Genomic DNA, 25,842 nt, shown 5'->3' with positions numbered 1-25,842 from the left:
GGACCATGAAATTCATGCTTATACGCAGGGCCGATACCCAGACCGAACAGGGAGTCATGCCCTCGGACGCCATGCTCAACGCCATGGCTGAGTACAACGAAACGATGCAACGCGCAGGCGTGTTTCTGACCGGCGACGGCCTTACGCCAAGCTCTGAAGGCTACCGGATCAATTTTATCGACGGCACGCCAGAAGTGACGCAGGGCCCGTTCGCCCAAAACGAGGTGCTTGCGGGCTACAGTATGTTGCAGGTCGACTCAGCCGAAGAAGCCATCGAGTGGGCCAAACAGTGGCCGGTGATGGATGGCAACGGCAATGTTGCGCTGGAGCTACGACGCTACTACGAGCTGGAGGACTTCGCCCCTGGCGCAGCGTTGGATCGCCATACGCAGCTTGAGCAGCAGCGCAGCAAACGCCCCCAGAGCCTGAGCGTATATCTGGGGTATGACGGGAATTGCCGTGAAGCCTTCACTTTTTATGCTGACACCCTGGGCGGCGATGTTGAAGCCATGCTTACCTACGGCGAAACGCCCATGGCCGCCGATTTCCCTGTGGAGAGCCATGAACTCATCGCCCACGCGCAAATGCGCATCGGCCGTTATCTGATCATGGGTGGTGACATGGCCGGCGACAGCTGCGGGCAGGCACTTGGCGGCTCGACGATAGCGCTCGAATATAGCGATACGGGCCAGGGCCGGCGGATTTTCGACCAACTGGCCGAAGGCGGCTCCGTGCAAATGCCATTCGACAAGACCTTCTGGGCCGAGGGTTTCGGCACGCTGACTGACCGCTACGGCGTTGGCTGGATGCTCAATTGCGGTCTGACTGATCAGCCCACCTGAGCCGAACCGAACCTAGGGAGGGTATAACCATGAAATATGTTGCTCTGGTGTATTTGCAGGAGAGTCTGATCAACGCCATGACGGAAAAGGAATGGCATGACCTCAATCAGGAGTGCGTCGGCTGCGTCGAAAAACTCACCAACCAGGGCAAGTACCAGGCTGGTGAGGCACTGCAACCCACAACAGACGCCACCACCATCCGCGTCCGGGACGGCGAAACGGTGATCTCCGATGGTCCCTTCGCCGAGACCAAGGAGCAACTCGCAGGCTTCTATCTACTCGACGCCCGCGACCTGAACGAAGCGCTACAACTGGCCAGCCACATCCCGCCAGCACGTCTTGGTAGCGTCGAAGTCAGGCCGGTGCGTGAGTTACCGCCAAAGGATCCGTAAACAAGCTGGAAGCTGGAAGCTGGAAGCTGGAAGCTGGAAGCTGGAAAATGTGGGCCGGGGTGTGAGGAGTCTTCAACTTTTTTGTCTGGTTTTTTGGTCCATGTGTAGTCCGCTACAACCTGAAGTCTCAACCCAGACACCTCGCCGCCTTCGAGGGAGCGTTGCCCTCGGCGCGACGGCGGCCGAAGGACGCCCCGGAGTTTGATTCACTGTCCTAACCGCCAGCGTCGCCCCGAGGGCAGACCTCCCACCGAAAAAGATCAGACTGCCCGCGCGCAATGGAGGGCCAGGTTCCCTCCTGGCCAGCTTACTAGCCGGCGATAATGCTGGTCGAGATGGAACTCAACGCTCCATTGCGCGCGGGCTTGTTCATACATCGTGTTAGCGGGCGGCGATGCTAAGTCCCACCCCTACAACTCCACAATCGGCTCAAATCCCCCATAGATCATCCGTTTGCCATCGAACGGCATCGGGTTTACATCGGGTTGCACGCGGGGGTCGGCCATGACTTTCTCCATACCTTCATCCCGGGCCGCTTTGGATGGCCAGGTAATCCAGGAAAAGATCACCGTTTCGTCTTCCTTGCATTTCACGGCCATCGGAAAGGAGGTGATTTCCCCCGGCGGCACATCATCGCCCCAGCATTCCACGAAGCTGATAGCGCCATATTCCTTGAATACGTGGCCCGCGGATTCGGCGTGTTTACGGTAGGCTTCCTTGTTGGCGGTCGGCACTGCGGCTACGAAGCCATCGACATAAGGCATGACAATATCCTCGTTATTTCGAGAGTCATCCGGAATGAATGACCTACCACAGTAGTCGGGCACAGGGTCGGCAAATCGACAAATGCTCAACCTGCCCGGTGAAAAATGATTGTCCCGAGGATAATCAGAGCGCCAGCCAAGCCGAGGTTGGGGGGCAGGCTCTCGCCGAGTATCAGAACCGCGATCAGCGTGCCTACCAGTGCAGCCACCAGGCCAATCTGGCTGAGGTAAACGGGGCCTGCGATTCGTTGCAAGACGAAGAAGAAAAAATACACCACGGCAAATACCGCTGTTTCCGCGAGCAAAAGCATCACAACCCGTGCCGAACCGAAGAGCTCGCCCAAGCGACCGGCTTCATTCGTCAGCGCGAAGGGCGACAATGCCACCGCGCCGCCGAGCATCATCACGGACGCCAGAAATACGGGTGCGGCGTTCTGCGGCCAGCGCCAGGTGCGGTAGATGTTGCCGACTGCCAGTACAACCGGCATAAGCATTACCAGCACTGCCCAGCCGAGTGCGCCGTCCGCATCGCTGCCTTTTGACAGCGCCAGCACTACCCCGCCCGCCAGTCCAAGCAAGACGCCAGCGAGACGCAGCACGCGTAGCGGCTCCATGCGCAAGGTTACGGCCAACAGCCAGGTCACCAACACCGGAAACGCCAGACTCAGCGCTACAAAGCCGGCACCTACGTGACGCACGGAGAGGAAGGAAACGGCATTGGGTATCGCGAACAGAACACCCGACACCACGGCATATTCGAGGGTGCGCCGGTTAACCGGCATGGGCTGCCCGCGTGCTGCCGTGAGCCCTGAAAGAATCAGCGCGGCGCCGACCAGGGCCGTCATCAGAAAGCTCAGACGCGGCGCGCCAGCTTCATCAGCCAGCTTGGCGATGACCAATGACAGTGCAAGAAAACTGCCTACCAGTAACAGACACCCCAAAGCATAAACGCCGACCCGTTTTGACTGGATACTTCGCTCTGCCACCTCGTTCATGTCTTCCCCATCAGCTGATTGTGTTTGCCACAGCTATGCGCGAGCCTGACGCCAGCCTGCATCGCTTCGACAAGAACGGAGCTGCGATCGTTCTCGACAAAACTCTGGCCAGGCGCGGGGGTGACGAGGCAGATGCGTCGCAAATGCACTTCAATCAGCTATGCTGCGATCCCAGCATTGCAAAATGCCACCTGCGTCAAAACATTGAGCGTCGCTATGAATTTTAAGCATGCGCCTGTGTCGACAGGGAGCTCGACCTATCGAGCCTTAGCAGCACATGGAAAAAGCCCGAGGTCATAATGATGCAACGGAAGCCCGGCCCATTTCTCGCACGATGGATGTTATTGCTGGCGGCATTTCTGGCGCTGCTGGTGAGTCTGTCGATGGCATTGCCAGGGGTATGGCTGGCAGTGCTGGGCGGCTCCTTCTATTACGCCATTGCCGGCGCGGCGGGCGCCTTCGCCTGCCTGCGGATCCTGGGCGGGCGATACGGCTCCGGTGTCGGACTCTTTGCCCTGGTCACCATTGGCACCGTCCTCTGGGCGCTATGGGAAATCGATATCAAGGCCTGGATGCACGCCTGGGGCTTCGATCTTGCCGGGCGTACCGGCCTGCATCTCGGTCTGCTGCTGGTAATGGTGTTGGCGCTTGCCTTCATCAGCGGGGAGCCTTCGCGCCGCTCGGATCACGGACTGGCGGCGATGATTCTGGGCATTCCGTTGTTATTGCTTGCCCTTGTGGCGGGTGTTGGATACCTGGTTCGCGGCTCAACGGACGATCCGCAAACGCCGACTCAGGCAACAGCGACCGATGCCGCGCCACTGGCTTCCGCGGTTGAAGCGACAACAGACCCGGAGGAATGGCGAGCCTTTGGGGGAACCAATCACGGGCAACGTTTCTCCACCGCGGACCAGATCACGCCGGGAAATGTCGCGCAACTGACGCAGGTCTGGGAATTTCACACCGGCGATCTCCCGCCCAACAAGCGCGTGGCCTATGCCTTCCAGAACACGCCGATAAAGATCGGCGACAGCCTCTTTGTCTGTTCGAGTAGCAACCAGGTATTTGCCCTGGATCCCGCAACCGGGGAGCAGCAATGGCACTTCGATCCTCAGGTCTCGCCTGATGCCATGGAATCGATGCAGAGCGTGGCCTGCCGAGCGGTGGCCTATCATGCATCGACCAATGCTCAACCTGACGCTGGTCAGTGCGCGCAGCGCGTATTGCTGACTACTGCAGACAGTCGACTGATTGCCCTCGATGCGAACACCGGTGAGCAATGCCGCACGTTTGGCAACAGCGGTACGGTAGACCTGGGCGAAGGGCTCGATAGCCAGGAAGTCGGTTTCGCCTCAAGCACTTCCGGGCCGGCTGTCGTTGGGGATCTGGTGATAGTGGGTCAACAGGTCAGCGACAATCAGCGCCGGGACGCCCCTTCAGGGGTGACACGCGCCTATAGCGCACTGACCGGCGAGCTTGTCTGGGCATGGGACGCCAAGCGCGTCGACCGGCCACGCCATCGCCTTGGCCCCGGAGAAACCTGGCCGCGGGGCACGCCAAACGTCTGGACCCTGATCTCGGCCGATGAACAGCTGGGCCTGGTCTATCTGGCCACCGGTAGCCCTGCGAATGATCACTGGGGCGGCGACCGCAGTGTAGAGGAAGAAGAGTACACAGCATCGGTGGTTGCCGTTGACGCTCTGACCGGCGATACCCGCTGGCATTTCCGCACCGTGGACCATGATCTATGGAACTATGATCTCGGCGCACAGCCCACGCTGACTGATATGGAGATCGACGGTGAGTGGCGCCGCGTCCTGTTGCAAGGTACCAAGAGCGGTTCGATCTATGTGCTCGATGCGCGCAATGGCCAACCTCTCACGCCCGTTGAACGGCGCGCCACACCAGAAGGCACCGTCGAGGGTGACTGGACCTCCCCGACCCAGCAGTATTCCACAGGCCTGCCCAATTTTGCCGGCGCACCGGGACGCGAACCCGAGCTGATCGCCGAGGAACATCTGTTCGGCCTCACCCCCCTCGACGCACTGTTCTGCCGCATCCAGTTCAAGCGCATGCGTTACGAAGGGATCTACACACCGCCCACGGACCAGGGCGATGGCACCCTGGTATTTCCTGGCAGCCTGGGAGGGCTGACCTGGGGCGGCTTATCGGTCAATCCGGAACAGCAGATTCTGATAACCAGCAGCAGTCGCCTGCCGGACCGGGTCCAACTCTACCCACGTATGCAGGTACTTGATCCACCCGTGGGCAGCGGCGGCGCGCGCCCAGACCAGAGCATCGCGCCGCAAGCCGGTGCGCCGTTCGGCGTCGACAACTCGATGTGGCTATCGCCGCTTGGGGTGCCCTGCCTCGCGCCGCCATGGGGATTTCTTTCGGCAACGGACATGCGTACCGGACAGCTACTCTGGAGCCAACCGCTCGGTACCGCCGAAGATGCAGGTCCGCTGGGCATTGCTACCCGCATGAAATCACGTGTCGGCACACCAAATGTTGGCGGCGCGGTGAATACGCGCAGCGGCCTGACCTTCATCGCTGCTGCACAGGACAATTATCTACGCGCCTTCGATACGCGCACGGGTGATTTGCTCTGGGACGGTCGTTTACCGGCTGGCGGACAGGCGAGCCCCATCACCTATATTCATGCGGGGCGGCAGTACGTCGCGATAGCCTCCGGAGGAGATGCGCGCCTCGACACTCGCATCGGAGACAGCGTCGTGGTGTTCGCTCTGCCGCAATAATTATTAACGATAACGCCGCTGGCCCATGCCCCATAGTTGGCCTAGCCTGTGACTTGCGGCTGCCGATATGCGCAGCCGCAACATTGAGAGATTGTCATTGAGGACTTATCGCGTCGCAAGCGCCAGCGTGAATGAAGCAGCGTGGGCCCTCGTTCTCTCACAGGGCAGCAATGGCTGCGGTAAGTATTCGGGGCTTTCGGTCCACCTTGGCTGTAACAGCCCTGCCGGAGGAGTAGCCAACATGTCCAGTAAATCCGGTGTCGCTCTGTTGTTCTCGAGCACAGCTACACCCGAGCATGAACGACAAACATTCCAGGCCGTGGGAACGAGGATCGCGCGGCTATTAGAGGTGCCCTACCAGGGGATCTTCGCCGATACAGCCTCGTCAGGCGCCCTCCCCTATTTCGTCCCTTCGGACACGCTGGTAGGCGTCTCAAATTATGAGAAACTGGCCATTCGTAACGAGAGCGATTTTTTCGGCGGTCTGGTGGCGCAACCATTCATGGGCACCAAAGCGATCTCCCACCCGCTTCACCGTTCCGCAACATATCAACCCGAAGGCTGGGCTGATCGCTTTCATTCCATCGCCGCGGACGCCGTACTGCCAGGCTATACCGCATTCTGCATAAAGGATGCGCTCGCTGCAGGAGCCGAGATGCTCCAAGCCGGGCCCATACGGCTCAAACCGGTCCTGGCGCGGGCGGGAAAAGGCCAAAGCGTAATAACCAGCCTGACCGAGTTGAAAGGCTTCATGGATCAGATCAATGAGACGGAACTGGCAATATGGGGCCTGGTCCTGGAAGAAAACCTCACTGATGTCATAACGTACAGCGTGGGTCAGGTAAGACTCTGCGGCGTGGTTGGAAGCTACTGCGGAACGCAGCGGTTAACCCGCGACAATACCGGCCAGCTGGTATACGGCGGTTCGGATCTACGCGTAGTGCGAGGGGATTATCCCGAACTGCAAAAGCTCGGCCTCTCGTCTGCTTTCAAGCTTGCAGTCGAGCGTGCACAGCAATATGAACGCGCCGCACTGGAGAGCCTGCCGGGGATTGTGCTGTCCCGCCGCAACTACGATGTCGCCGAAGGCACCAATCAACGTGGCGAACGCGTAACCGGTGTATTGGAGCAATCCTGGCGTATCGGCGGAGCAAGCAGCGCCGAGGTCCTGGCTATCGAAATGTTGAGCGCCGACCCCTCGCTCGCCCAGGTGCAAACCTCGACGCTGGAGATCTACGGCGAGGATGCTGAGCTCCCCGCTGACGCAACAGTGGTATACAGCGGAGAAGACAGCGAAGTGGGTTACCTGACCAAATGCGTAAAGGCGAACCATGACAGCTAACAAGGACCCCATCGATATTCTGGTTGAAGATCAACACATAGCCGGCACCTTCATGGCGCCCGAGTCAAAAATGCCCGGCATTCTTTTTGTCCACGGCTGGGGCGGTAGCCAGGCGCGCGACCTTGAACGTGCCAAGGGCATCGCCGGCCTGGGCTGCGTGTGCCTTACGTTCGACATGCGTGGTCATGTCGCAACGCAGGTTCAAAAGGAAACGGTCACCCGGGAGCACAATCTGGCGGACCTGCTTGCTGCGTACGATCAATTGTCCGAGCATCCGGCTGTCGACCCGTCCTGCATCGCCGTCATTGGTACCAGTTATGGCGGCTATCTGGCTGCATTCCTGACCACCCTGCGTCCGGTCAAATGGCTCGCGCTGAGGGTCCCAGCACTGTACTGGGACGATGAATGGACAACGCCCAAGCAAGCTTTGGACAAGATCAAATTGATGGATTATCGGCACGGCCGTCTGACCCCGAAGGATAACCGGGCGCTGGCGGCCTGCGCCGGGTTCGAAGGGGACGTGTTGTTAGTGGAATCGCAATACGATGACCGCGTGCCCCACGCGACCATCATGAGCTACCGCTCCTCCTTCGTCAGTGCCCACTCCTTGACCCACCGAATTATCGACGGGGCAGATCACGGACTCAGCCGCGAAGGATGCCAGGAGGTGTATACCAAGATTCTCACGCGCTGGGTCAGTGAGATGGTCATAGGCGCGCGCGTCGGTATCTGAATAGTGTCGGGCGGCCAGCGAGACTGGCCGATCGGCCGCGTTTCGGGCACCATTACCGGATGACTCAGCACGCCCCACTCCCCCCTTCGTTTGTCTATCGGCGAGCCGTTGAACAGCAAGGTTTCGAGATCGATCCGGCACAGGATCACGCCGTGCAGCTGCTGGATGACTGTCACCACGCCCTGCATTCCAACCATGCAACGACGGTGTCCGGTGTTTATCTCTGGGGGCCGGTCGGGCGTGGCAAAACCTGGTTGATGGATGCGTTTCATCAAGGGCTGACAGTGCCGGCGCGACGTCAGCACTTTCATCGTTTCATGAGTTGGGTCCATCAGCGGCTGTTCCAGCTGAACGGCACTGCCAATCCGCTGCATGCGCTGGCCGATGAACTGGCCCGTGAAGTCCGAGTACTCTGTTTTGACGAGTTGTTCGTCAACGACATCGGCGATGCAATATTGCTGGGCAACCTGTTTCAGCTCGTAGTTGACCGCGGCGTCGTGCTGGTGGCGACATCCAACCAGGCGCCAGATCAGTTGTATGCCGATGGATTCAACCGCGAGCGCTTCCTTCCGGCCATCGCTGCCCTTAACCAGCACATGCATGTTCTAAGCGTGGACGGCGGGATTGACCACCGCTTGCGCGGTGGTCATAGCCATCAGCGATACTGGGTCGTCAACGAGACGCATGCGGGCCCTCTACATGATGTTTTCAACCAGTTGAGCAGAGGCGCACCGGCAAACGCAGGGTCTCTGCAGCTGGGTCACCGCAAGGTGCCTGTCATCAAACATTCACCTTCAGTCGCCTGGTTCGGTTTCGATGCGCTATGCCAGCAACCTCTGTCCACGCTTGATTTCATCGGCCTGTGCGACAGATTCCAGGCGATCCTGCTCAGCGGTGTTCCTTGCCTTAGCGCCGCACAGCGACCTGCACGGATCGCTCGGGGAACTGAAGATGGTGTGCGCCAGGTGATCGCGGGTGATCGGAAACTACCCCGCCTGGCGTCTCATGATGACAGCGTGCGGCGCTTCATTGGTTTGGTCGATGAATGCTATGACCGAGGCGTCCCTTTGTATATCGAAGCAGCGGTTTCCTTGTCCGAGCTGTATACCGAAGGTTATCTCACATTTGCCTTTCGCCGTACCCTGAGCCGCCTGCATGAAATGCAACTGGAACGGTTCGGCGCCGATCACACCAGAGCCGATTGATGGTCCAGGGGCAGCTGATCAAGCGCTATAACCAACGAAGGCCTCAGCGCTCGATTCGAAAGCGCAGAGCTCTTCCATTGCGTCGGCGATCAGTCGGCGTGCGCGCTGCTCACCTATCACCTCAGTGATAGCGTCTGACATTCGGGTTTTACCTCGTAGCACCGCATAACGAGCGTATTTTCGTGCTTCAGCCTGGTACATGGCATCCGCGCAACCATAGCCATCCCAATCTGTGACCGACGGCAATGGAGCGCGAGCTTCGGTCCCCGCTACCAGGCGAGGCCGGGCCGTTTTATGGTGATCGCGCATGTTGCCTCCTTGTTATGAATTGTTCCGCCATCAGCGCCGGCGCCGTATCGGCTGCACCAGTACGGTGGCCCGGGCAGTGCGATACCAGGCCCAGGCATATCCAACCAGCAAATAGGGCGCAATGAATACCGACGTAAACGACAGCAGCGCCAGGAGTGAGTAGCTCATGTCATTCGCAGAATGTTGCTCCGGCCGGATACCACCCAGAAACCCGACCGCTACGTGCTCCGGGTTCAGGAGCGTCAGGGCTGCGGCAACAAGAATCATCGATGCCAGACACGTGGTAACCATAGCCAGACCCGACAATCCGCCAACAAGCCGCACAAACCAGATCAGCAAAGCGACACGCCACAACGTGACCAACCCGAACAGACTGGCATTGACGAACTGGGCATCACGCAAGGACAGGAAAGATTCCACCGGAATCAGAAATACCAGGCCGGGAGGCGCGGTCATCATCAGAAACAGCAGCAGTTCAGACAGCGAACAGTTTCGCGGACGGAAAGGCAAAAGTAATAAACGCAGCACCAGGGCGAGCGTTACGACATAGAACAGCGAGCCCAAGCCAAGCTGTTGCCAGAGTTCGGCGCGCGGGTTGTTCCAATAGCGACCGATCCCCACTAGCAGCGTAATACCTACACCGCAGGCGAAATGCCACGGCCACTGTCCACGAAACCTATCGCCAGGTTGGCGAAAGGCAAGCACCCGCCCTATATCCGCCAACACCCTGCGCAGCCCAGTGACTCGGTCAGGCGTGGCGTGTGCCCCCATCCGCTACTGCTGCTCCGCCGGCGCAGGCTGCTGAACAGGCTGAACGGCGGACGCCGCTTCATGGCGGATCAGAGATATTCGATATGAATTTTCGGATTTCTGCGCCAAGGCCAGCACAAATCCCTGTGGAATGGCGTCTTCGTCAATATCTATCGCGCCGTCCAGCTCATCCTGTAACGCGTTGCGATAGGCGTTCAGGGCCTGGAAATCGAGCGCCGAACCGGCTCCCGTCAGAACGATGCCGATACACAGCAAACGGCCTGGAAAAACCTGAAAGAACTGAACGAAATCAAAGCCATAGGTTTCGGTGTAATAATCCCGGTCCGGACCGAATATCAGAGAGATCACGCCAAGGATCATCAAAGTCACGCCGGCGCAGCTGATCAGATTGATCCATGTAGTGGTCGGTCTGGATGTTTCCAGGCGGATTTCGGCTGGCAGATCCCTGAACCGGATCGTTTTGCGTGCTCGATCCACTGTGAAGTCCCTTCCCATTATCTTTGAGCCGTCCTTCGCCCATGCATTGACGTCAGGGTTAACCTGACCACAACGGGATTCTGCAACCGCTGGGCCTGCAGGCCAAGCCCGCGTTACCGGGAATGGGAGCTGGTTCGCTGGTTATATACAGTGGGTCTGGTTTTCCGTTGTCCGGAACAAAGGATGCCCTGCCCCAACCAACTCGATCGTCTCAAGCCGGTACCCCTTCAGCGTTATTCTCCTGTCGGTTTGCACAGCGTATCCTCCTTCCGATCGACCCATCATTACAATGGTAGCGGCTTTACGCTTTCCGCCGAGCTGCCGCGAAGAGGTTCAGACATGTGGTTCCAAGGGAAACAGCTCCAGCGGCTGGAACGAAAGGTTGCGACTGAGCAGCAATCACTACGGCAAGCACAGCAAAGGATAGAAGAGCTTGAACAGCGCAACGCCGATCTCGTGACCGAGCGGGGTCAGTTACAGCATGAGCGGCAAATCAATCAGCGAGTCATGTCGGGGTTGTCACGCTTCGGCGACTCACTGTCTTCACTGCGAGGTTCTTTTGCTGGTCTGAACAATCTGCTCGATTCACGGCGTGCTGATTCGCAGCAGATCGCCGCCGAGTCATCGAGTAGTGCCCGCGCGATGCTGGAGCTGATTGCCAGTCTCGCGGGAATCAACCAGCAGATGAACGATACTGCTGAGGGAATGCAGAATCTCAACGAAGACGCGTTGGTCATCAACCGTCAGGTTGAATTGATTCGCTCGGTTGCCGACCAGACAAATCTTCTCGCACTCAACGCGAGTATCGAAGCAGCGCGCGCCGGTGAACATGGGCGTGGCTTCAGCGTGGTCGCTGAAGAAGTCCGCGCTCTCGCTGCGCGTACTGACCAGTCGTCGGGGGACATTGCTGGCGTGGTAGAGCGTATCCGCCATCGTGTTACCGATGCCACGCAACAGAGCCAGACCAATGCACGCACAACCGAACAGCTAAGCACATCCGCCGAAGAGTCTCGGGCGCGAATGGATGGCTTGCTTGAACTGGCACAGATATCCTCAGCGACGTTGGAACAGGCCGCCTTTCTCGCAGAGATAGAGCTAGCCAATCTCGAAGAGCTTGAAATCAAATTGACGGTCTACCAGGTTTTATCCGGACAATCCGACGAGACCTCAGCTGCCATACCGGATGAGACCGAGTGCCGGTTGGGCCAATGGTACTACCAGGGCGAAGGCAGCCGGCTGTTTCGTCGCGAGTGTGGTTTCACTGCCATTGAAGAGCCACATCGAGCGGTTCATCGCAATGCTCAAGCGGCATTGGATGCGTATTGGGCAGGTCGGTACGAAGAGGCCATCACCGCCATGGAGGAGATGGAACGCAATAACCTGGACGTCATGGAACGCATGCGGCGATTGATAGCCACGGATCGAACTATGGCTGACGGCTGACGGGTCCCGTTCTCTTCTTCAGGCCCGCCAGTTTCTGTAGCGCTGCAATCGGAGGTCTCGCGATAGCCATGCACTGCGAATCGCATTTCATGCATTCTTTCTCTAACCAGACAATCATGGCAATAACGCCTCTGGCAGCGCGTGCCGACATCCAGTTGCGTTGGTGCTGTTGTAGCCATGGTCATCCTGGGATCATCTAGCGACACGGGCGGGGATACTTTGCGAGGCGTGAGAATCAGAATACGAAGCGGACCGGCGTCTGGATCTCGAGACGGGCATCGATGCTGATTTCGTAGCGGGCCAGGCCACCGGCTTCAGCTGTTTCTGAGATGGGCCATGCGATATCCGGCTCTACAGCGAGCCTGGAATCGTTCCATGCGGTCACTGGCTCGTCGTCGGTGCTGATCAACGTGACCAGAACTGAAGCGGCTATAGCGACAAGAGCGACGGTCGTGCGATGAAGCAGGGGCTCGTGGCAGCGGGACTGGCGGAGTTTAAAATCGATGGACATAGGATATCCGTTCCTTGTGGAAACCGTGTCGTGACTGAAGCAACGCCAGTGCAAGATGCGAATCAGGTCGGCGTTACGAAGTAGCCGGCTTACCGAACGGCCTGGTGAGCACTCAGCGAGGGAGGGATTGTGTTGCTGCGTCGCAGGAAGTTCAATCACCCTGCTGTCAATTCGCGGTGCAGTTCTCAACTGGACAGATATGTGTTCTGAAGGGCTGGCCGAGCCTGGTGACGGCCAGCCTCCGGTCGTCTGGTTTGAGTGCGCCGCAATGGCACGCCCGTGACGATGCAAGCCCTTTCTGAGCCCGTCAAACAGTGCACCGCCAATGGGACAGATGCCACCGCAGCTCCAATGGCGGATTCGATGACCTCGCTCCTGTCGCGGGGAAACTCACTGGTTAAAACCTGAGAAGCCGTGCCCCTTGAAGTTCATCAGCTCATCAAAGACTGACACCTCTGGTGACAAGCGCAGTTAATGCTGGTTAGGCTAGGTTCCAAGCCTCTGAAAGTGAGTGGAGACAATTGATGACCGGTACCAATCAGGTCCCAGCAAGATTACTGGCGAATGCCGACAAGGTCGTGGTCTTCACCGGCGCCGGGGTATCTGCCGAAAGTGGAATACCGACGTTTCGGGACCGCCTTTCGGGCCTGTGGGAGCGCTTTGACCCTTCTCGACTGGCGACACCGGACGCATTTCTGGCCGATCCCGAGCTGGTGTGGGGATGGTATGAATGGCGACGAATGCAGATATGCAAGGCAAAGCCCAACGCCGCGCACATCGCTATCGCTGAACTTGCCGCACGGGTACCGGACCTGACTGTGATTACCCAGAATGTCGATGATCTGCATGAGCGGGCCGGCAGCATTGATGTCCTGCACCTACACGGCAGTCTGCACACGCCGCGCTGTTTTGACTGTAGCGCCCCCTATCCGGACGTTTCCGCGATGCCTGAAGAGCCTGAAGCCGGTAGGCGGCTGGCACCGCCGCGGTGTCGACAGTGCAGCGGGATGATTCGCCCGGGCGTGGTCTGGTTCGGCGAGTCGTTGCCAGAGCAAGCGTTTGCACGGGCCTTCGACGAGGCCGGCCAGTGTGACCTGTTGCTTTCAATCGGCACGTCCGGATTGGTGCAACCCGCAGCGCATATACCGGCGCTGGCCTTGGCCGCAGGTGCCAGCGTCATCCATATCAACCCACAAAGTGTTGATAGTCAGACGCAGAACGAGCACAGCCTCACCGGTGCGGCGGGAGAGATGTTGCCTGACCTGATCAGGAGAGCCTTTAGCGGCTCCCCATGAACACATTACTGAAACATCCAGAAATTGGGGTGCTCTGAAGTGGGCTGTACCGTCTGCTGCCGGGCCGGGCGAACACGTTGAAAGACGTGTTTGATAATGCTCATGATTGATCCCTCTGATTGGTGGAAACTGTGCGAATCTTGGCCCACCAGAACCCATAACCAAAATATATTGCTGCTATCTGGCTCATAGCTTTTGTTGTAAAGCCTTCTTCCGCGTTGAACGTATAGCCGTTACCCGTTTCTGATAATCAGATTTCGTCCGTTGCGTTCATCATCCCGTTTTCATGTTGAGTCTTACCCGGAGCATTCAAGCCATGGCAAAAAACCGACTTCCACGACATGTTGGCTTTATTCCGGATGGCAACCGACGTTGGGCCGTGGAACACGGCATGGCGAAAGAAGCAGGATATGGATACGGAATCGAGCCCGGCCTTCAGCTGTTCGAGCAATGCAAGCAGATTGGCATTGAGGAGGCATCCATCTATTGCTTCACACAGGACAATACCAAACGGCCGGCTACGCAGAAGCATGCGTTCCGTGACGCGTCGGTGGCCTTCGCGTTGGAGGTGGCACGCAGAGGCGCAGCCTTGCTGGTGGTAGGCGATGAGACCTCGGCCCAGTTCCCCGAGCAGCTTCGTCCGTTCAGGGAGCGTCAAGGCGAGGGGATCAAGGTCAATCTGCTGATCAATTATGGATGGGAATGGGATCTGGCCGGCATGCGTACCGGCGAGCTGCGTTCCGACGCTGTGTCGCGCCTGGACCTTATAGTGCGTTGGGGCGGCGGTCGCAGGCTCAGTGGTTTCCTGCCAGTTCAATCGGTGTATGCGGACTTTTTCGTACTGGAGCAATACTGGCCGGACTTCGAGCCGCAACATTTTCACGAGGCACTCGCCTGGTTCCGCAAGCAGGATCAAACGCTTGGGGGATAGCGCTCCATCGCACTCGCTGGCAATTACTACTCCTTCCGGCCACGCTCGGTGGGCTGAAGGTGAACGCTCAAGGCTCTACCGGGTCTATCGGAGTAACGAGCACCCTGAAGGAGAGAACAATGGCCATTCTGAAATTACTCGCCACTGCAGTCACTTTCGCTTCGATCGGCTTCAGCCTGCCGGTGGCCGCCCACGATCATAACGATGCGGAGCATGGCACCGAGACCAGCATGGAACATCAGTCACCCGCCGCCAATGCTGGCGGAACCCCTGGCGAGCAAGGCGTCGGCGGCTCCGTCGAGGTTCCCGGCTCGGACGCCGGTGCCGAGGAAACGACTCCGTATGACGATGTGGGTGAAGATGTCGAAGAACCCCGCGACGACCGCGAGCTTGATGATGTGACGCACGATCGAAACAACGACTGAGAGGCAGGAGACCGGCTTGCGGTTAACTAACGATTACAACCAGGCGGAGCTAATCGAGCGCGGCTTGTTCGTGGTTCTCATGCAGGACGAAGGCTGGACAATTGCCGACGGTCCCGGGACGCGGATACTTGCCCTCGATGAGCTGGAATCCGCCGGTTATCACTTGCCGGTTCGATTCGAGCGTTACGAGGATGCCGCTGCCGCTATTCGTTCCGGTCCGCCAGAGTGGTTCAGCACCCAGCCTGACTCGCCATGGGTCAGGCACTGTTTGAGTGTGGGCGCAAGATATCATCCTGATTACGAAGCGCCTTCCGGCCCTTCCAATCTGTCCAGCAAGTCCGGCTGACTGCGCTAGCGCCTAACCACTCGTCGGTAATACCGACACTGAAATACCCCCCTGAAAACGCCCCGAAGCGGCTTGGCCGGCACCTTGCCGGCCAGAAGCCATCTCCTATACGGACGCCCCGTTGCGCTTGTTTCGCGGGACGCGTTTAAACGTCAGGCACCGGCAGCAGAAATAGCCAGTATTTAGCTATCATTTTGCAACACATTATCTGAACCTATCTGACATAAGCGGGTCCAATACGCCCCCATTTAGCATCCATTCCGCTTCGACTAGGATGCCGTCCGTTCGCATATCGCCGCTTTACGCGGCTGCCGGTAATGCGATCAGAGCAGTTCCTTTCCTTCGTTCACCCAAGCGCAAGCCTGCCCCTGCAGGTCAAAGCGCTCCAGGAGATGTGCCAGAATGGCAAGAACCCCGAAAGCAGTCGGCAAATGGATCGCAGCCGTTACCTTTGGCCTGTTTGCAACCACCAGCGTGGCCACCGCCTCAGTTGATCTGGTTGGCTTGAACATCGCCGGTGCCGAATTCACCAGCAGCGCATTGCCAGGTAAGGCAGGCACTCATTATTTTTTCCCTTCTCGCAAGTTGCTGGAAACATGGAACGACAAGGGCATCCAGACCATACGCTTCCCGATCAAGTGGGAACGCTTGCAACCCAAGCTGAACAAGGATTTTGATCCAATATACGCTGGCCTGATCGACAAGCTGTTCACCGACGCAGCAGCCAGCGGCATTGATGTATTGCTCGACGTGCATAACTACGCCAGGTACCGCGGAAACATCATCGGCAGCAGCGCCGTTCCCCACAGTGCTTTCCGGAATCTGAACGAGCGCATTGCCAAGCGCTGGGGTAACCGCAGTGCATTGATCGGCTACGACATCATGAACGAGCCCTATGGCAGCGCCGACAAAAACTGGCCGACCGCGGCACAGGCCGGCATCGACGGCATCCGCAAACACGATCGCCAGACTGCTATTTATATCGAAAGCATGTCTTACTCCAGCGCAGCGCGTTGGCACTGGTACGCGGACAAGCTGCTCAGGTTGAGGGATCCAGTCGACAACCTGGTGTTCTCTGCTCACGTTTATCTTGATCCGGACGGCAGCGGTAACTACAAGAAGGGCCCTGCTGCCAATCTCGATCCGATGATTGGGGTCAAACGCGTGCAGCCCTTCGTCAAATGGCTGAAGAAGAACTACAAGCGCGGGCACATTGGCGAGCTCGGGGTTCCGAGTGATCCGAAATGGCTGGAGGCGATGGATAATACCCTGGCCTACCTTCAGGAAAACTGCATTCCTATGACCTACTGGGCTGCTGGTCCGTCCTGGGGCAAGCACAAGTTGTCGGTCGAGCCTAACAAAGACGGTTCAGACAAAGCGCAGTGGAAGGTTCTGAAAAAGTATGTCGGCCAGGGTAACTGTTCAGTTATCGGACCCACGCCGTAACGGTGGTTGCTTGATCCCGGTGAAGCGCGGACGCGCTTCACCGGAACGGGTGCTCAACATCACTTCATTAAAACGTCCTTGGCACGATTGATCAGTGCGGCCAGATAGGTACTTCCACCCCGATCGGGGTGCATCTTCTGCATCATGAGCCGATGGGCTTGCACGATATCCTCCCGCGTAGCGCCCTGCTCCAATCCCAGAATCTCCAGCGCATCCTGCTCTGATAGCGAGCGGCCGCCGTCTTCATTTCCTGTCTGTGCCCCTTCGTCCGTCGCACGGGGATCATCTTCTCGCCAGGAATCACCGAAGCGTCGATCCAGATAGGATTCCAGCAAACGCGCAGAATCTTCATCGCTTTGCCGGCAATAACCCAACAGTTCGATAAACTCAGCCTCCCCCAGCTCCGACAGCTCTCGCCCGCTCATTGGACCGGCAAGAATCCGTCCGGACATGTCACCAGAGTCATGATCCAGTGTCATTTCCAGTATCGACGTAGCCACCCGCGACGTATTGCCCGTCTTCGGCTGCGTCCGTGAGCCCATGCCCGGAATGCCGCCACGGAACAGTCGCCCCAGTACCAGACCGGGGAGTATGCGACGCGCCAGGGGCAGCAGGCCTGCGAGCAACCCCAACACCAGATAGAAACGACCGCTGAGAGTCAGATAAACAAGAACCAGCACACCGCCTGTCGCCACCAGCATCACTGCTGCCCGGCGGCGTTGAGCAGGCGGTTGGCTGCGTACCCACGCCCAACCGAGCGCACCAAATAGTGCCAGCAGGAGCAATAAGGCAATCATCAGCGTATCTGCCGGGTCAGGCGCTTGACCTCATTCGAGCTGCGCTGTGAGTAGTCCCGTAGAGCCTTGGCGCCGCCCGAGGCATAGACAGCTACGGCGCCAAGCAAGTCTTTCAACAATTGCGGGCTGCTGCGATCGAAGGGTGCGTAGGCTCCGCCTGACAATTTGCTGATCTGCTGAAAAACGGCAGACGCATGCGGGTCGTTGCCCTCCTGGAACATGAATACGGGTGTGCGCAACATGCCCAGCTCACCCGCTATATGACAGAGCTCATCAATGGGTTCTTCGCAGCAGTCTCCGATAAAGACAATGGCTTCTACTGGCTGGGTACGGGTCTCGTCACGTGCATGCGCGAGTACCCGGCTGATCTGAGTGATGCCGCCAAGGCATTTCACTCCGTTCATCAAGCCGAGTAACTGGGAGGTGTCGCGGACGAATCGGGTCGATTTGAATTCGCGGTAACCACGGTAATAACAAAGTTGTATGGCCAGCCCGCCGACGTCCCGCGTCGCCAGAAAGAGTTCACTTTGCAAGTGGCTCGCCTGGTCCCAGGTCGCTTCGCGGCTGGCGGTAGCGTCAAGCGCAAAGATCAACCGCGCTTGTCCCGCCGCCCCCTTGGGCAAGGTGCGGACCTGATGTATAAACTGGTCGATGGCGCGTTTGTCGGACTGCGCAGGTAAGGATTTGTCGGACATAGGCATCAGCTAGCTTGAACGGAACAGAATCGGGCCGTCACCCGGCGGGCGACGGTTCTGAGTTCAGCTTACCGGTAAAACCCCTTCCGGTAGAACCCGGAATGTATCCCGGCATTACCGTTCAGCGCTGGCGCAGACCATGCAGCCGCTCGCTTCAGCCAGCGGCTGCGTTCAACCTACCTGTAACCCATGCAGTTGGCGTAGTAAGTCGTGGTGGCAGGCCAATCGGAAAAGATGCCGATCACGCCGACATCCCTCGCGAGCACATCGATGACCGTATAAATATCGCCGTCGTTGTTGATCGCATCGTTTATTCCCTGGTAATACCAGCCACCGCCGTCTGCCAGCGGGCCACTACGCTCGATCGACCAGGCGATCATTTCCAGCCTGGCGTCACGCGCATTCTGGGCATACTCCGATGGGACGATCTGCCCTCCTCCATCCAGCGCCAGCATTTTCCAGATTGCCGGAGCGAGAATCCGCACGCCTTTTGCGCGCAGACTTTCCATATAGGCCAGCGAAGTGGTCTCGGCGGTATGCGGCGTTTCATCAAGGAATACCGCCTGGCGGGCGAAGTCCGGCGTTTCGTTGATCCAGAACAACACGTCATCAAGCAGGAAGGACTGGGGCCAGACCTGGTCAGGCTTGATGCCGGCTTCGACATAGTCCTCGATCATCTGGCGCGCGTAATCCTGCTGGGTGTAGTCACCCTCATAGGGCATAGCCACTACGGGCGTTTTCAGCTCGGGGGCGAACTTGACGCCCAGCTTCCGGAACAGCTCGATGCTCTCCTTGTGAGTCATCAGAGCGCCACGCGATGCATACAGATCAGTACGCCAGTCGGCCGTGCCGCCCAGGTATTCTTCCGGCGTGGTGGCCATGGGATCGAAAGCATCCATCTTGCCTTCTAGGCGCTTGAACTCTTCCAGGGTGATATCGCTGGTGCGGCATTCGGCCTGGGCTGGCGTGCCGCTGGCCGGGTCTGCCGGAACGAAGGGCTGCGTGCATCTGGCGTTCAACTCGGGGATGGCGACGATGTTGGTGGTGGTATGCAGGTCATTCTGGGCATGCCGGCACACCAGCTCACGGTCCTTGGTGAAGGCCACATCGCATTCGAGTATCCCGGCACCCATGCGCGCAGCGGCCACATAGGATTCGAGTGTATGTTCGGGAAACTGTAGCGGCGCGCCCCGATGCCCGATGGAAAAATCGGTGGGTTTCATAGGGTCGGACCGGCATGCCTGAAGCGTTTGCTTCAATGGACCTTCGTCCATGTCGTCGACCAGCCAGAACGGGCGCGGGCCAAGGTGCACGGTCTCGCCGCCCTTGCCCTTGTGCTTTGAGCCCGGGCTACCTTTGCCTTCAAAACCATGGTTTCGTTCGGGCAATGAGCCGTTGCTGGCGCAGGCAGTGCCTGCAGTCATGACGCCAGTAGCCAGCAACACGACCGCCAATGAGCGAGCAAGCATGTCAGTCTCCTTCGAAGTGAATGTCAGGATACTGTCTCAGGGGTGAATGTCTGCTTCGTGAAGTTTCGGTGAAGGTATAAGTTTGCGTCCAGGTACGCGGTTCTGCGACCTGAAACCCCGTCGGCACGTCCGAACGCGGCCCGAGACGCACGCCAACCCCCGGAAAACCCAGCCCGCAGTTGAAGCGCACCCCTGGGGGTGTAGCGCGCCTGCGCTACGCCAGGTTCCTTTCGCAAAGAGCCAGGATGGGCTTCCGCTTGGGTTTCGCTCAGGGCAGCACAACCAGACGATTGGGCAGTTGATTGCGCTCGTGAGTCGCCGGTAGCTCCCGTTGCAACTGCTCGCCACAGGTTTCGATACAGCGCAGGAAGCCCTGCAGAACATTGCCTTCGCGAACATCCGCGGTGAAGCGGGCAACAGCTGCTTCCCAGACGGCGTTGTCGATCCGGCTTGAGATACCCCGGTCCGCAAGGATCTCAACGTAATGCTCTGCCTCAGAGACGAAAATCAATATGCCAGTGTCACCGTCGGTATGGTGCAGGTTCTGTTCGATGAATTGCCGGCGGGCCAGATTGCTGGCTCGCCAATGCCTGACCGCGCGGGGGATCAAACGAGTGGTGATCGCCGGAATGCGAAACACCAGCGCCAGCACGATAAAAGCGGCCCACTGCGCTAACAATAGATAGCCAGCACTCAACCATTGTGTAAAAAACACCACTGCGCCCGGCACCAGCAGCGCAATCATGCTGGCCCAGAGCAGCGGGATATAGCGGTAGTCATCCGCCTGCCCGGCCAGAACCGTTACCAGCTCGGCATCAGTGTGTTGCTCGATGCGATCAATCGCATCGGCTACCTGTTGTTGTTCACTTTCGGTGAGAAGAGTCATCGCGTTTCCATCGTTGAATTACCAGCCCCCGGAAGCGCCACCGCCTCCGAAGCCACCTCCGCCGCCGCCAAAGCCGCCACCGCCACCGAAACCGCCGCCTCCGCGACCGCCTCCCATACCGCCAAGCAGGGCGCCAGCAAGCATCGCTGCACCCAGTCGACGTCCGCCGCCGCCTCTTCCACCCCCGCCGATTAGACCGAGGAAAATAAACAGCAACAGAATGAAGATGCCAACCGGGGGTTGCTCCGACTGTGGAGCGCCCGACCGGGGCGCAGCAGTACGTAACGGATCGCCGCCGAGTACCTGCACTATTGCCTCGGTACCTTCTACGATGCCGCGCTCGAACTGCCCCTGGCGAAATGCGGGTGTGATAATGCTGTTGATGATGATCGACGACTGCGCGTCGGTCAGGCGTCCTTCCAGCCCGTATCCCACTTCGATACGCAGGCGGCGATCATCACGCGCCACAATCAACAGCGCACCGTTATCTTCACCGGCCTGTCCGATACCCCATTCCCGGCCCAGCTCGACACCGAATTCTTCAATGCTGCGGCCTTCGAGGCTTGGAATGGTCACCACTACAACCTGTTCGGAGGCAGCCTCCTCATGGCCGGCCAGCATCTGGGTGATGCGAGCCTCCGCCTGGGTGTCGAGCATCTCTGCCTGATCGACCACCCGACCGGTCAACTCAGGCAAGACCAGCTCACCCGCTTGCTCCTGGGCAGCGAGTCCGCTGGCCCAGAGCAGCAATCCCAGGACGATGAAAAGACGGACGCTCATTCGAACTGCACTTGCGGCGCCTGATCGGCGTTCTCGCTGGTTGCCTCGAAATTCTCGCGCAATGGCATGTCGCTATACATAATCGTATGCCAGAGTCGGCCGGGAAAGGTTCGGATCTCGGTGTTATACCGCTGAACGGCGTTGACATAGTCGCGGCGCGCCACGGAAATACGATTTTCGGTGCCTTCCAGCTGGGACTGCAAAGCCAGGAAGTTCTGGTTCGATTTCAGCTCGGGATAGCGCTCGGATACAGCCATCAGGCGGCTGAGGGCACCGGTGAGCTGCGACTGCGCCTGTTCGAAGGCGCGCATCTTCTCCGGGTCGTCAAGATCGTCTGCGCTGATCTGGATCGAGGTCGCTCTGGACCGCGCTTCGGTTACCGCAGTCAGGGTTTCCTGCTCCTGACGGGCAAACCCCTTTACGGTTTCCACCAGGTTGGGGATCAGGTCGGCACGACGCTGATACTGATTCTCCACCTGCGCCCAGGCCGATTTCACCTGCTCGTCATAGGTAGGGATATTGTTGATGCCACAGCCCGCGACCAGTGAGGTCATCAGCATAATGACAGCCAGTTGCAGGGTGAACCGATAGCGCTTTATATGCATGGTCATCCGTCCGTCAGAATTCACAGTCACCTAGAGTCATCTTGAGAGTTACCCTAACAGAGACTATTCGCCGCTGCGTGAGTTCGGGCAATATTCAGTGCCAGGCATCAACCAGGGGCTCAGCTTCAGCGGTTTCGATCTCCGGACGCTGACGCAACCAGCTGACTACGGCATCGCGATCCTCTTCTGTGGCCGAGCCACGGCCGGCTTTGCAGACGAACCCGCCGCCAACCCAACCGCCAAACTCGAGCCCGCGCGGAGAAATGACTTCCTCGATCAAGGCGTCGATCAGCGCATCGGCCTGTTCGTCAGTCAGCGCTTGCTGCGGTGTGGCGGTAAAATTGAAACCCAGTTCCTGAAATTCATCGACGCGCATCTTCTTTCTGAGGCGGCGGCTACGTTGGCTGGTCATGATGTCTCTCTCTGTCTGTCTGGATTCGCGCACACTCTATCCGGATGAGTCGCCCGATGCATGTGATTATTCAGCCGCTCTTAACGCGGCCAAGAGTTCGCGCAGGCGGTCCATACCCTGCGCCACCCGACTTGCTTCTCCCTTCAGACTCAGCTCCACCTCACGCTTGCCATCGGCATTGGGCAGACAGGCCAGGCGCAGATCCGGAAATTCGCTGAGCAGCAAATCCATCGCAGGAATCAGCGGCCCTTCACTGGTATCAGCCAACAACAACGTCTGACTGACCCTGACGCCCGGTGCCTGGAGAACGGCATAATCGTGGTCCAACACCCACTCCACCATCGGCCACGCCATTTTCGGGAAACCCGGTACAAAATGATGCTGCTGGATGGAAAACCCGGGAATGCGATTGATCGGATTGGGAATGATCGAACTGCCCGCCGGATACTCGCCCATCCGCAAATGGTGGGAGTTGAGATGATCACCCAGCTGAGCGCGTATCTCTGCCTCCGCTTCAGGATGCAGGACGATTTCCAGACCCAGCGCAGCGGCAGCGCATTGCCGCGTCAGATCATCAGGCGTAGCACCAATACCGCCGAAACTGAAAACAATGTCGCCGCTGGCAAAGGTCTCGGTCAGCGTGCGGGTGATCAGTTCAGGGTCATCGGTGATGGTACGTACCCAGGCCAGCTCCAGCCCTCTTTGTTCAAAACGCGGAATCATTGCCGGCAGATGTGCATCCTGCTTGCGTCCGTTAAGCAGCTCGTCGCCGATCAGAATCAAACCAAACCGAGGAGATGTCGTATCGCTCATGCGCGCTCCAGTATCAACCAAACCTGTTTCAGCCCCAGCCCCTTCAACGAAGCCGTACTCGCAGTGTCTTGCCGCCCGAGGTCTTCTGGTCCTCGATAGCAAATTTTTTCGGAAACGCTTTTATCAGCTCGCTGAGCTTCTTGTAACCATACAAACGTGGATCAAATTCCGGGCGCAACTTACTGATATTACTACCAACCGGTCCAAGGTTAGCCCAGCCATCCTCGTCCGAAATGTCATCAATCACCTTGGCAATAAACTCCAGCGGCGCCTTGCTTTTACTCTTGGCGGCTGTCGCGGGTGTTGCGGCTGCCTCCTTTTGCTGTGCCTTGCCCGGGGCCTGGCTCTGCGTCTCCCGCACCGGCTCCGCCTCGGTTTCGACCACGTCGGTAGCACCCGCAGGCAGCTCCCGGAGGATCTCGGTATAGATGAACTTGTCGCAGGCGGAAACAAAGGGCGACGGTGTTTTCTTTTCTCCGAAACCGTACACAACCAACCCCTCCTCCCGCAGCCGGGCCGCCAGACGGGTAAAATCGCTATCGCTCGACACCAGGCAAAACCCATCGAAGCGACCGGTATAGAGCAGATCCATCGCATCAATGATCAACGAACTGTCAGTCGCGTTCTTGCCTTTGGTATAGGCAAATTGCTGTATGGGCTGGATTGAATAATCGAGCAAAACCTTCTTCCAGCTCCCAAGTTGCGGCGCCGTCCAGTCGCCGTAGATGCGCTTGACGCTGGCGACTCCGTACTTGGCAACCTCTTCGAAGATGCCATCGATAATCGAGGCCTGCGCATTATCTGCGTCGATGAGCACAGCGAGCCGCTTTTGCACATCGTCAGTGTCAGGCCGTGCCGGATGGCGATTGCCGTTTGATCTGTAATCCATGCTGTTCTCTGTGGATCGTTGTGTGGTTTCGCCCATAGTGCCACAGCGGTCGCTGTGAGCCACGGGGAGAAAGCGGCGACTCCGGGGTGCCTGGACGGGTAAACTGCAAGCTGATCCCGCTCCCAAGGTTTCCGGATGACTTTCGTCACGCTTGGTCTGTTTGACCCCTTACTCAGGACACTGGCCAGCCTGAACTACCGCACGCCGACGCCTCTGCAGCTGCAGAGCATCCCTGCGATTCTGCATCGCCGGGACCTGATCGCTACGGCGCAAACCGGAACCGGAAAAACGGCCGGTTTTGCGCTCCCTGTATTGCAATTGTTGACGACGGCAGGTGCGCCGGTGCGCGCCAATTCAGTGCGCAGCTTGATCCTCGTCCCCACTCGCGAACTGGCCAAGCAGGTGCACCAGAGCGTAAAGACCTACGGTCAGACCCTGCCGCTGCGTACACTCGCCGTATACGGCGGCGTCTCGATCAATCCACAGATGATGGCCATGCGCAAAGGCGTGGATGTATTGGTGGCTACACCCGGCCGCTTGCTCGACCTGCACCGTCACAACGCGGTCCGCTTCAGCCAGCTGCAGGTTCTGGTTCTGGATGAGGCAGACCGCATGCTGGATCTCGGCTTCGCCAGCGAACTCGACGAGCTGACCGCAGTACTGCCGAAGCAACGCCAGACCTTGTTATTCTCCGCCACCTTCTCTGAGCGGCTTGAACAGCTGGCCGTACAGATATCCAGGGATCCGCTGCGTATCGCTGTTAACACACCCAACGCGGCAGCGAGCACCGTCCAGCAGTGGCTCGTGCCGGTGGACCGCAAACGCAAGACCGAGTTGTTTCTGCACCTGCTGAGAGATCGCCAGTGGGGCCAGGTACTCGCTTTCGTGAATACCCGCAAAGGAGCAGATCTTCTGGTACAGGCAATTCAGGCGACCGGTACGCGGGTGGAGGCAATTCACGGAGATAAGCGACAACCCACCAGGCTGCGAGCACTCGAGCGATTCAAAGCCGGAGAGATACAGGTATTGGTGGCAACCGGCGTCGCGGCACGGGGCCTGGATATTGATGATCTACCGCTGGTGGTAAACATCGATCTGCCTGTTGTTCCTGAAGACTATATCCATCGGATTGGCCGGACCGGACGCGCAGGCGCTGCAGGCGAAGCTGTCTCACTGGTCAGCGCCGATGAGGGGCCGCATTTGGCTGCAATCGAGTCGCTGATCGGTGAGCTGTTGACGCGTCGGGAGGAAGCATCCTTTGAACCCGATCATCGGCTGCCGGTGACTACGGTGGACGGGCAGATCAAAAAGAAGCCGAAGAAGCCCAAAAAAGCCAGACAGGCAACACAGCCAGCTCACACAGCGCCCGCGCCAGCCACTGCGCTGAACAGTAGAATCCATCTGGGAGACTGGCTGGAGGACGAACCGAGTGGCGCCCGCACGCCAGCCGCGTCTCGATCAGGCTCCGGCAAGCCTGCATCCACCCGCCGGCCGCCGCGACAATGACAAC

At 58.6% G+C, this 25,842-nt stretch carries 28 protein-coding genes and 1 pseudogene; 14 read left to right on the top strand and 15 right to left on the bottom strand.

Going from position 1 to position 25,842, the window contains the following annotated elements:
• Positions 1 to 5: 5 nt before the first annotated feature.
• Entirely contained in the window at positions 6 to 842 is an 837-nt protein-coding gene (locus G3M63_RS13605; RefSeq protein ID WP_163983483.1) for a YciI family protein, read from the top strand.
• A 29-nt stretch (positions 843 to 871) separates the two neighbouring features.
• Positions 872 to 1,234 (top strand): YciI family protein, encoded by a 363-nt coding sequence (locus G3M63_RS13600; RefSeq protein WP_150301143.1) that lies wholly within the window; start codon positions 872 to 874, stop codon positions 1,232 to 1,234.
• A 410-nt stretch (positions 1,235 to 1,644) separates the two neighbouring features.
• On the opposite strand, the gene G3M63_RS13595 is transcribed toward G3M63_RS13600, so the two are convergent.
• Both G3M63_RS13595 and G3M63_RS13590 read right to left on the bottom strand, forming a co-directional pair.
• On the bottom strand, positions 1,645 to 1,998 hold the full coding sequence (locus G3M63_RS13595) for a DUF1428 domain-containing protein (RefSeq protein WP_163983482.1): 354 nt from the start codon (positions 1,996 to 1,998) through the stop codon (positions 1,645 to 1,647).
• A gap of 86 nt (positions 1,999 to 2,084) precedes the next feature.
• A complete protein-coding gene (locus tag G3M63_RS13590; RefSeq protein ID WP_163983481.1) occupies positions 2,085 to 2,993 on the bottom strand; it encodes a DMT family transporter in 909 nt (302 codons plus the stop codon).
• A gap of 299 nt (positions 2,994 to 3,292) precedes the next feature.
• On the opposite strand from G3M63_RS13590, the gene G3M63_RS13585 reads away from it, so the two are divergent.
• The 4 genes from G3M63_RS13585 to zapE all read left to right on the top strand — a co-directional run bounded on the left by G3M63_RS13585 (position 3,293) and on the right by zapE (position 9,032).
• A complete protein-coding gene (locus G3M63_RS13585) occupies positions 3,293 to 5,752 on the top strand; it encodes a pyrroloquinoline quinone-dependent dehydrogenase (RefSeq protein ID WP_218573614.1) in 2,460 nt (819 codons plus the stop codon).
• 241 nt (positions 5,753 to 5,993) lie between these two features.
• Positions 5,994 to 7,094 carry a DUF3182 family protein gene (locus G3M63_RS13580; RefSeq protein WP_163983480.1) on the top strand — a complete coding sequence of 367 codons (1,101 nt, stop codon included), beginning with the start codon at positions 5,994 to 5,996 and terminating at the stop codon, positions 7,092 to 7,094.
• Positions 7,084 to 7,827 (top strand): S9 family peptidase, encoded by a 744-nt coding sequence (locus tag G3M63_RS13575; RefSeq protein WP_150301139.1) that lies wholly within the window; start codon positions 7,084 to 7,086, stop codon positions 7,825 to 7,827. The genes G3M63_RS13580 and G3M63_RS13575 overlap by 11 nt, the downstream gene beginning before the upstream one ends.
• Before the next feature lie 59 nt (positions 7,828 to 7,886).
• A complete protein-coding gene (zapE, locus tag G3M63_RS13570; RefSeq protein WP_163983479.1) occupies positions 7,887 to 9,032 on the top strand; it encodes a cell division protein ZapE in 1,146 nt (381 codons plus the stop codon).
• An 18-nt stretch (positions 9,033 to 9,050) separates the two neighbouring features.
• Here the strand turns inward: zapE and G3M63_RS13565 are convergent, their stop codons facing one another.
• The 3 genes from G3M63_RS13565 to G3M63_RS13555 are packed head-to-tail and all read right to left on the bottom strand — an operon-like array spanning position 9,051 to position 10,589.
• A complete protein-coding gene (locus G3M63_RS13565) occupies positions 9,051 to 9,341 on the bottom strand; it encodes a hypothetical protein (RefSeq protein WP_163983478.1) in 291 nt (96 codons plus the stop codon).
• Positions 9,342 to 9,371: 30 nt separating this feature from the next.
• Positions 9,372 to 10,112, bottom strand: coding sequence for a hypothetical protein (locus tag G3M63_RS13560; RefSeq protein ID WP_163983477.1), 741 nt, complete (start codon positions 10,110 to 10,112; stop codon positions 9,372 to 9,374).
• A 3-nt stretch (positions 10,113 to 10,115) separates the two neighbouring features.
• Complete coding sequence (locus G3M63_RS13555) at positions 10,116 to 10,589, bottom strand: hypothetical protein (protein ID WP_163983476.1); 474 nt, start codon at positions 10,587 to 10,589, stop codon at positions 10,116 to 10,118.
• A gap of 183 nt (positions 10,590 to 10,772) precedes the next feature.
• On the opposite strand from G3M63_RS13555, the pseudogene G3M63_RS19755 reads away from it, so the two are divergent.
• Positions 10,773 to 11,576 (top strand): annotated as a pseudogene (locus G3M63_RS19755) (methyl-accepting chemotaxis protein); the annotation flags it as partial.
• Positions 11,577 to 11,609: 33 nt separating this feature from the next.
• Positions 11,610 to 12,032, top strand: a complete 423-nt coding sequence (locus tag G3M63_RS19750; protein ID WP_371923587.1) for a CZB domain-containing protein — start codon at positions 11,610 to 11,612, stop codon at positions 12,030 to 12,032.
• 235 nt (positions 12,033 to 12,267) lie between these two features.
• Here the strand turns inward: G3M63_RS19750 and G3M63_RS13545 are convergent, their stop codons facing one another.
• Complete coding sequence (locus G3M63_RS13545; protein WP_163983474.1) at positions 12,268 to 12,543, bottom strand: hypothetical protein; 276 nt, start codon at positions 12,541 to 12,543, stop codon at positions 12,268 to 12,270.
• Between the two features lie 524 nt (positions 12,544 to 13,067).
• Here G3M63_RS13545 and G3M63_RS13540 point away from each other — a divergent pair.
• The 5 genes from G3M63_RS13540 (at position 13,068) to G3M63_RS13520 (ending at position 16,986) form a co-directional block, all read left to right on the top strand.
• The gene (locus tag G3M63_RS13540; RefSeq protein ID WP_150301132.1) at positions 13,068 to 13,838 is read left to right on the top strand and encodes an NAD-dependent deacylase; all 771 of its coding nucleotides are present in this window, start codon (positions 13,068 to 13,070) and stop codon (positions 13,836 to 13,838) included.
• A gap of 316 nt (positions 13,839 to 14,154) precedes the next feature.
• Complete coding sequence (locus tag G3M63_RS13535; RefSeq protein WP_163983473.1) at positions 14,155 to 14,769, top strand: undecaprenyl diphosphate synthase family protein; 615 nt, start codon at positions 14,155 to 14,157, stop codon at positions 14,767 to 14,769.
• Positions 14,770 to 14,888: 119 nt separating this feature from the next.
• The gene (locus tag G3M63_RS13530; RefSeq protein ID WP_163983472.1) at positions 14,889 to 15,194 is read left to right on the top strand and encodes a hypothetical protein; all 306 of its coding nucleotides are present in this window, start codon (positions 14,889 to 14,891) and stop codon (positions 15,192 to 15,194) included.
• A 16-nt stretch (positions 15,195 to 15,210) separates the two neighbouring features.
• Positions 15,211 to 15,540, top strand: coding sequence for a hypothetical protein (locus G3M63_RS13525; RefSeq protein ID WP_150301129.1), 330 nt, complete (start codon positions 15,211 to 15,213; stop codon positions 15,538 to 15,540).
• A 402-nt stretch (positions 15,541 to 15,942) separates the two neighbouring features.
• Entirely contained in the window at positions 15,943 to 16,986 is a 1,044-nt protein-coding gene (locus G3M63_RS13520; protein WP_163983471.1) for a glycoside hydrolase family 5 protein, read from the top strand.
• 59 nt (positions 16,987 to 17,045) lie between these two features.
• On the opposite strand, the gene G3M63_RS13515 is transcribed toward G3M63_RS13520, so the two are convergent.
• The 9 genes from G3M63_RS13515 to G3M63_RS13475 all read right to left on the bottom strand — a co-directional run bounded on the left by G3M63_RS13515 (position 17,046) and on the right by G3M63_RS13475 (position 24,332).
• A complete protein-coding gene (locus G3M63_RS13515) occupies positions 17,046 to 17,783 on the bottom strand; it encodes a molecular chaperone DnaJ (RefSeq protein ID WP_163983470.1) in 738 nt (245 codons plus the stop codon).
• Positions 17,783 to 18,478 (bottom strand): VWA domain-containing protein, encoded by a 696-nt coding sequence (locus G3M63_RS13510; RefSeq protein ID WP_163983469.1) that lies wholly within the window; start codon positions 18,476 to 18,478, stop codon positions 17,783 to 17,785. Before G3M63_RS13510 ends, G3M63_RS13515 begins: the two co-directional genes overlap by 1 nt.
• 176 nt (positions 18,479 to 18,654) lie before the next feature.
• Complete coding sequence (locus G3M63_RS13505) at positions 18,655 to 19,947, bottom strand: glycerophosphodiester phosphodiesterase family protein (RefSeq protein ID WP_163983468.1); 1,293 nt, start codon at positions 19,945 to 19,947, stop codon at positions 18,655 to 18,657.
• A gap of 268 nt (positions 19,948 to 20,215) precedes the next feature.
• The gene (locus G3M63_RS13500; RefSeq protein WP_150301124.1) at positions 20,216 to 20,833 is read right to left on the bottom strand and encodes a TPM domain-containing protein; all 618 of its coding nucleotides are present in this window, start codon (positions 20,831 to 20,833) and stop codon (positions 20,216 to 20,218) included.
• A gap of 18 nt (positions 20,834 to 20,851) precedes the next feature.
• On the bottom strand, positions 20,852 to 21,613 hold the full coding sequence (locus G3M63_RS13495; RefSeq protein WP_163983467.1) for a YgcG family protein: 762 nt from the start codon (positions 21,611 to 21,613) through the stop codon (positions 20,852 to 20,854).
• Positions 21,610 to 22,218 carry a LemA family protein gene (locus G3M63_RS13490; RefSeq protein WP_150301236.1) on the bottom strand — a complete coding sequence of 203 codons (609 nt, stop codon included), beginning with the start codon at positions 22,216 to 22,218 and terminating at the stop codon, positions 21,610 to 21,612. The genes G3M63_RS13495 and G3M63_RS13490 overlap by 4 nt, the downstream gene beginning before the upstream one ends.
• A gap of 94 nt (positions 22,219 to 22,312) precedes the next feature.
• Positions 22,313 to 22,630, bottom strand: coding sequence for a YggL family protein (locus G3M63_RS13485; RefSeq protein WP_163983466.1), 318 nt, complete (start codon positions 22,628 to 22,630; stop codon positions 22,313 to 22,315).
• A 66-nt stretch (positions 22,631 to 22,696) separates the two neighbouring features.
• Positions 22,697 to 23,443 carry a molybdopterin-binding protein gene (locus G3M63_RS13480; protein ID WP_163983465.1) on the bottom strand — a complete coding sequence of 249 codons (747 nt, stop codon included), beginning with the start codon at positions 23,441 to 23,443 and terminating at the stop codon, positions 22,697 to 22,699.
• Positions 23,444 to 23,486: 43 nt separating this feature from the next.
• Complete coding sequence (locus G3M63_RS13475; RefSeq protein ID WP_150301120.1) at positions 23,487 to 24,332, bottom strand: NYN domain-containing protein; 846 nt, start codon at positions 24,330 to 24,332, stop codon at positions 23,487 to 23,489.
• A 135-nt stretch (positions 24,333 to 24,467) separates the two neighbouring features.
• Here G3M63_RS13475 and G3M63_RS13470 point away from each other — a divergent pair, with 135 nt between their 5' ends.
• Entirely contained in the window at positions 24,468 to 25,838 is a 1,371-nt protein-coding gene (locus tag G3M63_RS13470) for a DEAD/DEAH box helicase (protein WP_163983464.1), read from the top strand.
• Positions 25,839 to 25,842 lie beyond the last annotated feature (4 nt).

Origin of the sequence: Pseudomonas sp. OIL-1, from assembly GCF_010669185.1 — a bacterium.
In the GTDB taxonomy this organism is placed as follows: domain Bacteria; phylum Pseudomonadota; class Gammaproteobacteria; order Pseudomonadales; family Pseudomonadaceae; genus Halopseudomonas; species Halopseudomonas profundi.
The sequence above is the reverse complement of the archived record's forward strand: the minus strand, read 5'-3'. Positions and strand labels throughout refer to the sequence as shown.

Bases quoted from the DNA above. Each gene is read 5' to 3' on its own strand.
- G3M63_RS13605 (WP_163983483.1), top strand. From the start codon at position 6: ATGAAATTCATGCTTATACGCAGGGCCGATACCCAGACCGAACAGGGA.
- G3M63_RS13600 (WP_150301143.1), top strand. From the start codon at position 872: ATGAAATATGTTGCTCTGGTGTATTTGCAGGAGAGTCTGATCAACGCC.
- G3M63_RS13595 (WP_163983482.1), bottom strand. From the start codon at position 1,998: ATGCCTTATGTCGATGGCTTCGTAGCCGCAGTGCCGACCGCCAACAAG.
- G3M63_RS13590 (WP_163983481.1), bottom strand. From the start codon at position 2,993: ATGAACGAGGTGGCAGAGCGAAGTATCCAGTCAAAACGGGTCGGCGTT.
- G3M63_RS13585 (WP_218573614.1), top strand. From the start codon at position 3,293: ATGATGCAACGGAAGCCCGGCCCATTTCTCGCACGATGGATGTTATTG.
- G3M63_RS13580 (WP_163983480.1), top strand. From the start codon at position 5,994: ATGTCCAGTAAATCCGGTGTCGCTCTGTTGTTCTCGAGCACAGCTACA.
- G3M63_RS13575 (WP_150301139.1), top strand. From the start codon at position 7,084: ATGACAGCTAACAAGGACCCCATCGATATTCTGGTTGAAGATCAACAC.
- zapE (WP_163983479.1), top strand. From the start codon at position 7,887: ATGACTCAGCACGCCCCACTCCCCCCTTCGTTTGTCTATCGGCGAGCC.
- G3M63_RS13565 (WP_163983478.1), bottom strand. From the start codon at position 9,341: ATGCGCGATCACCATAAAACGGCCCGGCCTCGCCTGGTAGCGGGGACC.
- G3M63_RS13560 (WP_163983477.1), bottom strand. From the start codon at position 10,112: ATGGGGGCACACGCCACGCCTGACCGAGTCACTGGGCTGCGCAGGGTG.
- G3M63_RS19750 (WP_371923587.1), top strand. From the start codon at position 11,610: ATGGATGGCTTGCTTGAACTGGCACAGATATCCTCAGCGACGTTGGAA.
- G3M63_RS13545 (WP_163983474.1), bottom strand. From the start codon at position 12,543: ATGTCCATCGATTTTAAACTCCGCCAGTCCCGCTGCCACGAGCCCCTG.
- G3M63_RS13540 (WP_150301132.1), top strand. From the start codon at position 13,068: ATGACCGGTACCAATCAGGTCCCAGCAAGATTACTGGCGAATGCCGAC.
- G3M63_RS13535 (WP_163983473.1), top strand. From the start codon at position 14,155: ATGGCAAAAAACCGACTTCCACGACATGTTGGCTTTATTCCGGATGGC.
- G3M63_RS13530 (WP_163983472.1), top strand. From the start codon at position 14,889: ATGGCCATTCTGAAATTACTCGCCACTGCAGTCACTTTCGCTTCGATC.
- G3M63_RS13520 (WP_163983471.1), top strand. From the start codon at position 15,943: ATGGCAAGAACCCCGAAAGCAGTCGGCAAATGGATCGCAGCCGTTACC.
- G3M63_RS13515 (WP_163983470.1), bottom strand. From the start codon at position 17,783: ATGATTGCCTTATTGCTCCTGCTGGCACTATTTGGTGCGCTCGGTTGG.
- G3M63_RS13510 (WP_163983469.1), bottom strand. From the start codon at position 18,478: ATGTCCGACAAATCCTTACCTGCGCAGTCCGACAAACGCGCCATCGAC.
- G3M63_RS13505 (WP_163983468.1), bottom strand. From the start codon at position 19,947: ATGCTTGCTCGCTCATTGGCGGTCGTGTTGCTGGCTACTGGCGTCATG.
- G3M63_RS13500 (WP_150301124.1), bottom strand. From the start codon at position 20,833: ATGACTCTTCTCACCGAAAGTGAACAACAACAGGTAGCCGATGCGATT.
- G3M63_RS13495 (WP_163983467.1), bottom strand. From the start codon at position 21,613: ATGAGCGTCCGTCTTTTCATCGTCCTGGGATTGCTGCTCTGGGCCAGC.
- G3M63_RS13490 (WP_150301236.1), bottom strand. From the start codon at position 22,218: ATGCATATAAAGCGCTATCGGTTCACCCTGCAACTGGCTGTCATTATG.
- G3M63_RS13485 (WP_163983466.1), bottom strand. From the start codon at position 22,630: ATGACCAGCCAACGTAGCCGCCGCCTCAGAAAGAAGATGCGCGTCGAT.
- G3M63_RS13480 (WP_163983465.1), bottom strand. From the start codon at position 23,443: ATGAGCGATACGACATCTCCTCGGTTTGGTTTGATTCTGATCGGCGAC.
- G3M63_RS13475 (WP_150301120.1), bottom strand. From the start codon at position 24,332: ATGGATTACAGATCAAACGGCAATCGCCATCCGGCACGGCCTGACACT.
- G3M63_RS13470 (WP_163983464.1), top strand. From the start codon at position 24,468: ATGACTTTCGTCACGCTTGGTCTGTTTGACCCCTTACTCAGGACACTG.